General features: G+C 49.0%; 11 protein-coding genes. 3 read left to right on the top strand and 8 right to left on the bottom strand.

All coding sequences use genetic code 11. The features are described from left to right. Nucleotides 1-15 precede the first annotated feature (15 nt). The 8 genes from rseP to rpsB form a co-directional block, all read right to left on the bottom strand. On the bottom strand, nucleotides 16-1,395 hold the full coding sequence (gene rseP, locus AC8GE9_RS01100; protein ID WP_506675274.1) for an RIP metalloprotease RseP: 1,380 nt from the start codon (nucleotides 1,393-1,395) through the stop codon (nucleotides 16-18). A 65-nt stretch (nucleotides 1,396-1,460) separates the two neighbouring features. After that, a complete protein-coding gene (gene ispC / locus AC8GE9_RS01095; RefSeq protein ID WP_506675273.1) occupies nucleotides 1,461-2,666 on the bottom strand; it encodes a 1-deoxy-D-xylulose-5-phosphate reductoisomerase in 1,206 nt (401 codons plus the stop codon). Further along, nucleotides 2,654-3,496 carry a phosphatidate cytidylyltransferase gene (locus AC8GE9_RS01090; RefSeq protein ID WP_506675272.1) on the bottom strand — a complete coding sequence of 281 codons (843 nt, stop codon included), beginning with the start codon at nucleotides 3,494-3,496 and terminating at the stop codon, nucleotides 2,654-2,656. Before AC8GE9_RS01090 ends, ispC begins: the two co-directional genes overlap by 13 nt. Nucleotides 3,497-3,501: 5 nt before the next feature. Then, complete coding sequence (gene uppS / locus AC8GE9_RS01085; protein ID WP_506675271.1) at nucleotides 3,502-4,266, bottom strand: polyprenyl diphosphate synthase; 765 nt, start codon at nucleotides 4,264-4,266, stop codon at nucleotides 3,502-3,504. Between the two features lie 12 nt (nucleotides 4,267-4,278). Beyond that, nucleotides 4,279-4,839 (bottom strand): ribosome recycling factor, encoded by a 561-nt coding sequence (frr, locus tag AC8GE9_RS01080; RefSeq protein WP_506675270.1) that lies wholly within the window; start codon nucleotides 4,837-4,839, stop codon nucleotides 4,279-4,281. A 10-nt stretch (nucleotides 4,840-4,849) separates the two neighbouring features. Continuing rightward, nucleotides 4,850-5,566 carry a UMP kinase gene (gene pyrH, locus AC8GE9_RS01075; RefSeq protein ID WP_506675269.1) on the bottom strand — a complete coding sequence of 239 codons (717 nt, stop codon included), beginning with the start codon at nucleotides 5,564-5,566 and terminating at the stop codon, nucleotides 4,850-4,852. 91 nt (nucleotides 5,567-5,657) lie between these two features. Continuing rightward, nucleotides 5,658-6,536, bottom strand: coding sequence for a translation elongation factor Ts (gene tsf / locus AC8GE9_RS01070; protein ID WP_506675268.1), 879 nt, complete (start codon nucleotides 6,534-6,536; stop codon nucleotides 5,658-5,660). Nucleotides 6,537-6,625: 89 nt separating this feature from the next. Further along, nucleotides 6,626-7,372 (bottom strand): 30S ribosomal protein S2, encoded by a 747-nt coding sequence (gene rpsB / locus AC8GE9_RS01065; RefSeq protein WP_506675267.1) that lies wholly within the window; start codon nucleotides 7,370-7,372, stop codon nucleotides 6,626-6,628. 150 nt (nucleotides 7,373-7,522) lie between these two features. On the opposite strand from rpsB, the gene map reads away from it, so the two are divergent. The 3 genes from map (at nucleotide 7,523) to AC8GE9_RS01050 (ending at nucleotide 11,463) form a co-directional block, all read left to right on the top strand. Beyond that, nucleotides 7,523-8,323: a type I methionyl aminopeptidase gene (map, locus tag AC8GE9_RS01060; protein WP_506675266.1), complete on the top strand. Its 801-nt coding sequence runs from the start codon at nucleotides 7,523-7,525 to the stop codon at nucleotides 8,321-8,323. A 61-nt stretch (nucleotides 8,324-8,384) separates the two neighbouring features. Next, complete coding sequence (locus AC8GE9_RS01055; RefSeq protein WP_506675265.1) at nucleotides 8,385-10,994, top strand: [protein-PII] uridylyltransferase; 2,610 nt, start codon at nucleotides 8,385-8,387, stop codon at nucleotides 10,992-10,994. Continuing rightward, nucleotides 10,984-11,463 (top strand): disulfide bond formation protein B, encoded by a 480-nt coding sequence (locus tag AC8GE9_RS01050; protein WP_506675264.1) that lies wholly within the window; start codon nucleotides 10,984-10,986, stop codon nucleotides 11,461-11,463. The genes AC8GE9_RS01055 and AC8GE9_RS01050 overlap by 11 nt, the downstream gene beginning before the upstream one ends. Nucleotides 11,464-11,470: the final 7 nt, after the last annotated feature.

Here is an 11,470-nt window from a genome sequence, read left to right as displayed (position 1 = left end):
TAAGTCAGAACGGCCTTAGGTGAAAATGCGAATGAAATCGTTAAACAGAGCAAGGCCCATCAGGCCTGCGAGCAAGGACAAACCAATTTTATGGCCCCACTCCATGACATTCGCTGAAACAGGTTTGCCACGAACCATCTCCCAGAGATAATACAGTAGATGCCCTCCATCTAGCATAGGGATGGGTAGGAGATTAAGAATGCCGAGGCTCACGCTGACTAGCGCTAAAAAAGCGATGTATGCAGCCCAGCCAATCTTGGCGGACTGTCCTGCATAGTCAGCAATGGTGACAGGTCCACTAATATTTTTAAGCGAAACATCGCCTGTGATCATCCGCCCCATCATGCGCAGTGAAAACCATGCCGTATCAAAGGTTTTGACAGCACCATGGATCAAACTGTCAATCGGTCCATAACGAACGTTGACCATCGCGACATCGGCGCCAATTTGAATACCTGCACGACCAACAACCTGACCATTTTCAAGGGTAAAGGGAGCAGGAATCAAAGAAAACTTAATTTTTTGCTGACCACGTTCAACGTCAATGACAATCTCACGACCCGCATGCTGCTGAATCGTTCGGACCAGAGTTCCAGTATCTGGACGATCAATCTCTCCGATTCGGACAATTCTGTCTTGTGTCTCGAGTCCCACCCGTTGAGCAATGCTACCCGGTACGATTCCGCGAACAAATGGAGGACCGCTCGCAAGACCTAGACCTAAATCTCTCATCGGATCGGCCTGTGACGGGTCCGCAAGTGTTGGCAGCTTGAGTGTTCGGTTGAGTTTGGCGCCACCTTGGTCTACCGTGATTTGAGTTTCCCCGCCGTCAGCGAGTCGTTGTAATAAGTTCCAGCGGAGTTGCGGCCAGGAGGCGACGGGTGTTTGATTGATGGCAATAATTTTGTCACCACCCTGGAGACCTGCTTGTGCAGCGGGTGAATTGATCGTCGGTTGAGCCAAAATTGCTTCGGGTTCTTCAGTTCCTGCGAGATTGATCCCTGCGTAAAGTAAGACGGCCAACAAAAGGTTAAACAAAGGTCCTGCAGCGACAATGGCAAACCTTCTGGATACCGGCTGTGATTGAAAACTGGTGCCGCGTGGATCATGATCGGTCGACTCCAACACTGGATCTGAAGAACTTGAGGTAGAGCTCACTTTCGTTGGCGCTAAGTCGTCCTGGTCAAGCATTTTGACGTAACCGCCCAAAGGGATCGCCGATAGCGCCCATTCGGTTCCATTTTTGTCGACACGCTTAATTAAAACCTTGCCGAATCCAATTGAAAAGCGCAAAACTCGAACGCCGCACCAGCGTGCGACCCAATAATGACCTAGCTCATGAAAGGTGATGAGAATGCCAAGGGTCACAAAAAAAGAAAGAAGTGTCGTAAGCATAGTCCTAGCCCAAAAATCGTTAAATACTCAAACTCATGCACAGGCTATCAGTGCATCACATCAAGCTAGGGTGATATCCATTGCGCAGCATACCGGCGGACTTCGGCATCTAGCGCCATGACATCCTCAAGCGAATTCAGGGCGCAGCGGGGTCGTCCCGCATGCCAAGTCAGCGTGTTTTCAATCAGAGTCGCAATACTTGTATACGACAATTTTCCATCCAAAAACGAGGCGACAGCTATTTCATTGGCTGCATTGAGAGTGATGCATGAGCCTTGTCCGCTGCGTAATGCCTCAAAAGACAATTTGAGACAGGGAAACTGTTCAAGATCGGGTTGTTCAAAATCAAGCCTACCGGCAAGCGCCAAATCAAGAACACCGACACCGGATGATATGCGTTCAGGAAATCCTAAGCCATAGGCAATCGGAGTGCGCATATCTGGCTGACCTAACTGTGCGATCACTGAACCGTCCTCGTACTCTACCATGGAGTGGACAACACTTTGAGGGTGTATGACGACATGAATACGGTCTGCGGGCATCGCAAACAACCAGTGCGCTTCAATGACCTCAAGCCCTTTGTTGAGCATGGTTGCGGAGTCCACTGAGATTTTTTTTCCCATACTCCAGTTGGGGTGGGCGCAGGCCTGTTCAGGCGTGACATGATTCAGTTCGACCCATTTCTTTGTTCGAAATGGACCGCCTGATGCCGTCAAGATCAATCTTCTGACGCCCGCGCTAGGACAGGTTGGAGCACTCGCCCTGCCATCATGGGGTAAACACTGAAAAATCGCGTTATGTTCGCTATCAATGGGAAGGAGTTCAGCCCCACTCTCTTTGACTGCAGCCATAAATAATGAGCCCGCTGCAACCAGTGCTTCTTTGTTTGCAAGCAAAACTCGCTTGCCGGCTCGCGCAGCGGCCAAGGCTGAAGGCAGGCCAGCCGCCCCAACGATGGCGGCCATCACAACATCAGTCTCGTGATCAGACGCCGTATCAACGAGGGCTTGTTGCCCAACGCGGATTTCAGGAGAAGAAACTCCCGCAGGCCAAGATTTTTTAAATAAATCAGCAGCAAGATCGTTGGGCACAATCACTATTCGCGCACCAGTTTCCAATGCCTGAGCAGCAAGCTTTTCTATTCGCGAATGTGCGGAAAGCGCGTACACGACAAATCGTTCTGGATGACGCGCGATCACATCTAGGGTATTGAGACCAATCGATCCCGTAGAACCGAGGATGGTGATGCGTGCGGGATTCAAAGTTTCCATCCCCCAGTCAGCAGGTATGCGAGTGGTACAACCGCCACAACAGCATCTATGCGGTCAAAAACACCGCCATGACCAGGAAGAAGCTGACTCGAGTCTTTGACCCCTGCCCTTCGCTTAAGTAATGACTCGAAAAGATCACCAGAAATTGAGAAGATCGCAAGCAAAATGGCCAGCAGAATAGAGCCCAAAAGTCCCCAGCGACGCATTAAATCTGCGCCAAAGCTTTCTGGCCATTGCGCTGAGACAAGAAGCCAAATCACAACACCCGCGATACCCGCCATGGCGCCTTCGCGGGTTTTACCAGGACTAATAGTAGGAGCCAGTTTGTGACGACCTATAGCGCGTCCAACGAAATAAGCGGCAATATCTGCCACCCAAATCACAATGAGAAGAGTGAGGATGTAAAAAACGCCATGTTCTTGATATCGATCGGCTAAAGCTCCCCATGTCGCGAACAATGTGATGCAAGCAAAGACACTCCAACCCATCGGAGCGGTTATTGTGGTGACCTGTGCCTGATAGAGCGCACGACTAACGGCAGTGAACCAAAAATAAACGCTTATCACAGCACAGAGCTGTACAACCACAGTATTGCTCGCCTCTTGCTTAAGCCAAAAATACGCCTGAACGAGTGTGAGTAACAAAAGGCCGATCCCAAGAACGGGGGGCCAAACGGATGAACGCCCCAACGTAATACGCGTCCACTCCCACCCAGCAAGAGCACAGGTGATGGCTAAAAATCCAAGAAAAGGTAGAGCGGAATTTGCAGACAATACGATCGCTAAAATCGCAAACAAAACGATAGCCGTGAGGATACGATGTTTGAGCATGTGTCTTAGAGAGGTGAATCAGTATGTAATTGTGCGCTCGTTCGACCAAAGCGGCGCTCACGATTGCGGTACCACTCAAACGATTTTTTTAACTCATCAATGCCAAAATCAGGCCAATAACAATCAGTAAAAAACAATTCGGTATAAGCCAACTGCCAGATTAAAAAATTCGAAACGCGTTGTTCGCCGCCTGTTCTGATAAACAAATCTGGCTCTGGCGCCCAAGCCATTGAAAGATGTTGTGCAAGTGCTGGCTCATCAATGCGCTCGGGATGCACGCCATAATCGGGATTGTTTTGCAGCATTGTTCGTGTTGCTTCCAACATATCCCATCGTCCGCCGTAATTTGCAGCAATTGTCAGGTGAAGTTTGTCATTATGTGCTGTCTTTTCTTGAGCTTGTATGATGAGTGCCTGGAGATGCGGTTCAAAAGCCGAAAGGTCGCCAATCACGCGAAGTCGAACACCTTGCTCCTGCAGCCGGGAGACCTCACGCTCAATGGCTTGAACAAACAAGCGCATAAGTAAAGAAACTTCATCGGCAGGACGCCGCCAGTTTTCAGAGCTGAACGCAAAAAGAGTTAAATAACGAACGCCAAGCTTTCCGCAGGACTCTACTGTTGAACGCACGGATTGCACTCCACGCGCATGACCTGCAGTGCGTGGCAGGAGACGTTTGGCTGCCCACCTTCCGTTGCCATCCATAATGATGGCAACATGTTGCGGAACAGCTGTGGTTGCGGGAATATCGATCGTTGAGCTGAGGGCCATAGTGATGCCGGTTTACACCGTCATGATCTCGGCTTCTTTTTGCATGATCATTTTGTCGATTTCAACAACGCAACGATCCGTCAATTTCTGGACGATGTCTTGAGCACGTCTTTCATCATCTTCAGAGATTTCTTTTTCTTTAACCAGCTTTTTAAAAGCCTCATTGGCATCGCGACGAAGGTTACGAATGGCTATTTTTGCATCCTCGCCTTCAGACTTTACAACCTTGTTTAAATCACGACGACGGTCTTCGGTTAAGGCAGGCATAGGCACACGAATGCTATCTCCCATGCCAACAGGATTGAGACCCAGATCGGAATCCCGAATTGCTTTTTCTACAGCGGCACCTAGATTTTTTTCCCATACTGAAACACTGAGCGTGCGAGCATCCATTAATGTCACGTTTGCGACCTGACTGATGGGTACTGGAGAACCATAGTACTGAACTTGAACATGGTCCAAAATACCAGTGTGGGCACGACCTGTTCGAATTTTGGCAAGATTTGCCTTAAGCGTTTCGAGGGATTTGCTCATTCGGCTTTCGGCTGATTTTTGAATGTCCGCAATACTCATGTTAAATCCTTTAGACGTGAACGAGAGTACCCTCGTCCTCACCACTGACGGCGCGTCGTAATGCACCTGACTTGTTTATTGAAAAAACTTTAATTGGAAGCTTTTGATCGCGACATAAGGCGAAGGCCGTGGCATCCATGATTTCAAGTCGCTTGACGATGACTTCATCAAAGCTGATGCGCGTATAGCGCGTCGCCGAAGGATCCTTGTTGGGATCCGCGCTATAAATTCCATCGACTTTTGTGGCCTTGAGAACGACTTCCGCGCCTATTTCGGCACCACGTAGCGCCGCCGCTGTATCAGTAGTGAAAAATGGGTTACCAGTACCTGCGGCGAAAATAACAACCTTGCCTTCTTCGAGGTAGCGAAGCGCTTTGGGACGAATATAAGGCTCAACTACCTGCTCGATATTGAGTGCAGACTGAACGCGGGCATCTACGCCTCGATGTTTGAGCGCATCTTGGAACGCAAGTGCGTTCATGACTGTCGCCATCATACCCATGTAGTCGGCAGTGGCACGATCCATGCCTTGGGCACCTGGCGCAACTCCGCGGAAGATATTGCCACCGCCGATCACGATGGCAAGTTGCACGCCCATCTCTGAGACCTCGGCGACCTCGTCCGTCATGCGCATGATCGTGGCACGATTGATGCCGAACGCATCATCACCCATCAAAGCTTCGCCAGACAGTTTGAGGAGAACTCGTTTATGCATTCTGCTGGTCATATGGGGATTTATTCCGGAGTGTTAAACACAATTAAAAGTGTAAACGAAAGCCGGGCGGCCAATGATGCGCCGCCCGGCTTTAGGTACAAAATTATGTGTTACCTGAAGCCGCAGCGGCCACTTCGGCAGCAAAATCGCTGGTTTTCTTCTCAATGCCCTCACCGACCACGAACAGGGAAAACCCTGTAATTGCAGAGGATTTTTCTTTGAGCATCTGGGAGACATTTTGCTTGTCGTTCTTGACAAAAGGCTGAGAAAGAAGGGCAACCTCTTTCAAGTACTTTTGGACAGCGCCTTCTACCATTTTCTCAACGATTTCAGCAGGTTTGCCGGACTCGGCGGCCTTTTGACGGGCAACTGAACGCTCTGTTTCTTTGTCAGCGTCAGAAACACCGGTTTCATCCACTGCGCGAGGCTTGGTTGCTGCGATATGCATGGCTAAGTCTTTGCCAACTTCGTCGGCACCAGAAAACTCAACGAGAACGCCAATTTTGCCGCTATGGACATAGCTGGCAAGTTTGTTTGGCGTATCGTAGCGCTGGAACCGGCGAATGGAAATATTTTCACCAATTTTGCCAATGAGGACAGCACGAACGCTATCTACCGTGCCATCTGCCATAGGCGATGCGGATAAAGCTACAACATCAGCGACACCCTCAGTCGCCACGAGTTTGGCTAGATTAGCAACAAAGGCAACGAAGTCGTCGTTTTTGGCAACAAAGTCGGTTTCACAGTTGACTTCGATGACAGCGCCCTTTTTGGCATCAGGAGAGATATATAGCCCAATGAGGCCTTCTGCTGTGACACGACTTGCTGCTTTGCTTGCTTTGCTACCCAGTTTGACACGCAAAATTTCTTCGGCGCGTGCCATATCTCCAGCAGCTTCAGTCAGCGCTTTCTTGCACTCCATCATGGGTGCGTCAGTTTTTTCGCGCAGTTCTTTGACCATTGCGGCGGTAATGTCAGCCATGTTTGCTCCAGTATCAATAAAAGCACCCTGAACCGCATGGTCAGGGTGTGAGAGGGATGCGTTCGATATAGATCGAACGCGATCGATGATTAGGCCTTTGCCTGATCAACTTCGACGAACTCTTCGCCCTGGGTCAGTTCTTCGACCAAGCCATTGATATTGTCACCACGTCCAGCAATCACAGCATCCGCTACGCCTGAGGCATAGAGAGCAATTGCCTTGGCCGAGTCATCGTTGCCAGGAATAATGAAATCAATACCATCAGGTGAGTGGTTAGTATCCACCACTGCAACCACTGGGATGCCAAGACCATTCGCTTCGGCAACAGCAATTTTGTGATAACCAACATCAATCATGAAGATGGCGTCGGGCAAGCCATTCATATCCTTGATGCCGCCGATCGACTTGTTGAGCTTGTCAAGTTCGCGCTGAAACATCAGGCCTTCTTTTTTGCTCATGCGCTCTGTCGCGCCTTCGGCAATCATGATTTCCATGTCTTTCAAACGCTTGATCGAGCTTTTGACCGTTTTAAAGTTGGTCAGCATGCCGCCGAGCCAACGGCTATCAACAAAGGGCATTCCGGCACGTGCAGCCTCTGCGGCCACGAGTTCGCGTGCAGCACGCTTGGTACCAACGAACAATACCGTACCGCCTTTTGCAGCAACCTGACGCAAATACTTCGTCGCATCTAGATAGTTTGCAACGGTTTTTTCGAGGTTGATGATGTGAATTTTGTTCCGATGGCCAAAAATGAAAGGGGCCATCTTGGGGTTCCAATAACGGGTTTGGTGACCAAAGTGCACACCCGCTTCTAACATTTCACGCATTAAAGACATAGTAATAAAGCTCCGAGGGTTGGGTCTAATGTCATGTCTGCACCTGCATAAGCAGGCACCCTGGTGACATGACACGCGATTTTTAAGGTATGGATAAGTCTAGGTAAGCCTATAATTCTACTATCTTTCACTACATTTACTCAAGTCACTATGAGTCTTGTCACAAATCCCGAAGATCAGGCCAAAATGCGGGCCGCCTGTCGCGACGCAGCAAAAGTCTTAGATTTCATCACGCCTTTTGTTAAACCAGGCGTGACAACCGCTGAGTTAGATCAGTTGTGTTTAAAGTTTTTAACGGAGGTGCTCAAGGTAAAATCAGCCACAGTCGGCTATGCGCCTCCCGGTTACCCCCCCTTTCCCGGAGCGATTTGTACCTCCATCAATCACCAGGTTTGCCATGGTATACCTGGCGATAAGGTGTTGAAAAATGGAGATATTTTAAACATTGATGTCACGATTATCAAAGACGGTTGGTTCGGTGATACGAGCCGAATGTACGCGGTGGGCGAAACCTCGATTCTTGCCAAGCGCCTGACCGAAGTCACGTATGAGTGTATGTGGCTGGGCATTGCTCAAGTCAAGCCCGGAAACACGCTGGGAGATATTGGAAATGCCATTCAAAAATATGCTGAACAGCAGGGTTTTTCGGTTGTGCGAGAGTTTTGCGGTCATGGAATCGGTCAAAAATTCCACCAAGAACCGCAGATTTTGCATTATGGAAAAGCAGGGACGGGGCAAAAACTTGAACCGGGTCTCATTTTCACCATCGAACCGATGATCAATGCAGGAAAGAAGGATATCCGCCAATTAGCCGATGGCTGGACAGTTGTGACGCGCGATCACAGTTTGTCGGCACAGTGGGAGCACACGATTATGGTGACTGACTCGGGATTCGAGGTGTTGACGCAATCACCGGGAATGCCTGCGCTACCCTCCTTCATCACGCTTTAGATTTTTTCATTCAATTTTTGCATTCATTGTTTGACTCGTTTTTAAGCCAATAGGTGTTTGGATGACTGAACAAAACGGCCTCACTGAAGTATTGAATGAAAAAATAGGATCGATTCGGACTCAAATCAAGTTTGAGAGAGAAGCCGCCTTTACTCGCTATCGGCTCAAACCGCGCGCAGACGCATTATTAACCGACTTGAGGCGGACAGCCGATCAAGCGTTACGTTTACTGCTCGAACTATATCCCTTGCCCAAGGGGGCCGCACTCGCCGCAGTAGGTGGTTTTGGCCGTGGAGAGCTCTATCCTTTTTCAGATGTCGATTTGTTAATCTTGCTGCCGAGAGATCCTAGCCCCGCTGATGAAGCAACGCTCAGCGGACTCGTTGCCGCCATGTGGGATGTGGGCCTAGAGCCTGGTTGCAGCGTTAGAACGATTGAACAATGTTTGAGTGAAGCAAGCGCAGACATTACGGTCGAGACATCGCTGTTAGAGTTGCGCTGGATTGCGGGAAGTCGCTTACTAACAAAGCGCTTTATGACGTGCATGAATGAGCAACTTGATCCTCGCAGTTTCTTTCAGGCTAAGCGCAGCGAAATGCAGCAGCGTCATGCGCGCTATCAAGAGACGCCCTACTCTCTTGAGCCGAACTGTAAAGAATCCCCTGGGGGCTTACGCGATCTTCAGGTCATTCAGTGGATGGCCAGAGCGTCTGGTTTCGGAAAAAGCTGGAGTCAAATTGCACAGTCTGGTTTGCTCACACGCGCCGAAGCGCGAGATCTTCATCGAGCGGAACAGGCGTTTAAGCGACTTCGCATCGAGTTGCATTTGTTGGCGAATCGTCGAGAGGACCGGCTTCTTTTTGATTTACAACATGGCTTAGCAGAGGCTTATCAAATCACGGCCTCGGCCACGAGACGGGCCAGTGAAATCCTGATGCAAAGGTATTACTGGGCAGCGAGGCTCGTGACACAGCTCAATACTTTGCTTGTTCAAGCCATAGGAGAGCATTTATTTCCACTTTCAGGCGACGATGTTCGAACATTAAATGAGCACTACTTCGCGCAGCATAATCGCCTAGACATCAAAGACGACTGTCTTTTTGAAAAACATCCTTCTGAGTTATTGCGTATATTTATTGTGATGCAGCAACATCCTGAGTTGACGGAACTTTCAGCGCGCGCTTTAAGGGCGATTTGGCATGCAAGGCACCTAATTAATGCCTCATTTAGGAGCGATCCGACTAATCGGCGTTTGTTCATTTCAATACTGAAACAAAACCAAGGCATTGTGCACGCACTTAGGCGTATGACGATGCTCAATATTTTGCCGCGATATTTGCCCGTATTTCGTCGAGTCGTGGGGCAGATGCAACATGATTTATTCCATGTGTATACCGTTGACCAGCATACATTGGCCGTGCTTCGAAACATTCGAAGATTCACGATGCTTGAGCATGCGCAAGAGTATCCGCTTGCAACACGCCTCACCGCGGGTTTCGATCGGCACTGGTTACTTTACGTTGCTGCACTTTTTCATGATATTGCCAAAGGGCGCGGCGGTGACCACTCAACGTTGGGTGCCGAGGAAGTCAGGAAATTTGCACGCACGCATTATTTAGATCGTGATGAAACTGAGCTAGTCATTTTCCTAGTTAAGAACCATTTGCTGTTGTCCCAGGTTGCACAAAAAAAGGATTTGTCAGATCCGCAAGTGATTCAAGACTTTTCTTTGCTTGTTCAAACGCCTCGAAAACTGACTGCGCTTTATTTGTTAACTGTAGCGGATGTCCGCGGTACAAGCCCTAAGGTCTGGAATGCTTGGAAAGGCAAGCTGTTTGAAGATCTTTTTAATCTGACTTTAGCCGCCCTGGGAGGCTCATCTGGCGACGCCAACACAGTGTTGCAAAAGCGCATGGATGATGCAGCGAGTCTGACTCGTCTTGCTGGACTTCGCGATGATGCGCGCCAAGCCTTTTGGAGTGAGCTCGATATCGCATACTTTTTACGACACGATGCTCCAGAAATTGCATGGCATACAAGACATCTTTATCATTGTTTTCTTACGGAAAATACCGTGGTGAAAGCGCGTCCAACCGAAGGTGGGGATGGCTTGCAAGTATTAGTCTATACAAAGCATGATAAAAATTTATTCGCGCGCTTAAGCGGATATTTTGGTTTCCGTGGTCTGAGCATTCAAGATGCACGAATACACACCACCAAGGGTGGCTATGCTTTGGATAGTTTTATTGTCTTGCCGTCAGACCTCCAAATTGATTTGCGCTCTGAAGCGACAATGATTGAGCATGAACTGGCGACGCAACTCGATCAAATGCAGTTAAAAGATTTTAAAAACCGTGTCGGCATGCGTGGTTCGAGGTTATCCAAAGCCTTTCCATACCCCCCTTCTGTCGCCATTAAGCCAGGCGAGAGCAATGCGTCTTGGGTGATCGATATCACTGCGGCTGATCGTCCGGGTTTATTGAGCGAGTTAGCGCAAGTATTTATTTCTTTCAATATTAATTTGCAAACAGCCAAGGTTATGACGCTTGGAGATCGTGTAGAAGATATATTCGTCGTAAGAGGCGATACCTTGTCGCAGCCTCGAACTCAAAGACAGTTTGAACGCGCACTTCTCGAAACCTTAACGCAGGAGCAACACAGTGCAGCTTGAGTTGAATCTTTTACGGCTGATCAGTGTGTTGAGTTTTAGCTCGGTGTCGATCGCACTTGTGTCACAGTATGTCTTTGACATGCAGCCATGCGCTTGGTGTGTTTTTCAACGTCTTTTGTATCTGATGACCGGAGCGTTTGCATTTGGACTTAGCATTGCCAAACCTACTCGCGTGCGTATAGCGCTTGGCTCCGCAAGCATTGTTGCGGTGACGCTCATGGGGGTAACTGCTGCCTGGTATCAGGAAAAAGTAGCTGCCAATACCTTTTCTTGTGCGCAAACCTTGGCGGATCAAATCATGACTAAAAGCGGCCTTGATAGCGCCGCTCCTTGGTTGTTTGGCATTTACGCGAGTTGCATGGATGCGCGCGTTAAGCTTCTCGGCATTGAATATGCATGGTGGAGCTTAGCCATGTTTAGCTTGCTTGGTACGATTGCTTTGGTTGCCTTAAAAAAACAATTTCGCTAACGTACTT

This window comes from Zwartia lucis (assembly GCF_965234455.1).
Lineage (GTDB): Bacteria > Pseudomonadota > Gammaproteobacteria > Burkholderiales > Burkholderiaceae_B > Zwartia > Zwartia lucis.
Note: the sequence above shows the minus strand (reverse complement) of the source record. Positions and strands in the feature narration are given on the sequence as shown.